Genomic DNA, 268 nt, shown 5'->3' with positions numbered 1-268 from the left:
ACTGAAGAAGAGCCTTTGATCTTAAGGTCTTTAATAACGGTAACACTATCGCCATCAGCTAACACTGCGCCATTTGAATCTTTTACAATCAAACGATCTTCATCTTCTTCAGCATTAATGGGCCATTCATGGGCGCACTCAGGACAAACAAAACTAGGGCCGTCTTCATAAGGGTATTCAGAATCGCACTTCGGGCAATTAGGCATAGATATTCTCTTTTAGGTTTCAACATGAATCTAACAATGAATCAGCCTGCCCTGGGAGCAAG

General features: G+C 42.2%; 1 protein-coding gene. It reads right to left on the bottom strand.

Features of this window, described 5'->3' with window-relative positions:
• Window positions 1-206: zinc ribbon domain-containing protein YjdM (locus A3761_RS03520; protein WP_197472792.1), on the bottom strand; the 206-nt coding region annotated here is incomplete at its 3' end.
• Between the last annotated feature and the right edge of the window lie 62 nt (window positions 207-268).

The organism is Oleiphilus sp. HI0123 (genome assembly GCF_001635315.1).
This window is presented reverse-complemented; position numbering and strand designations above follow the sequence as displayed.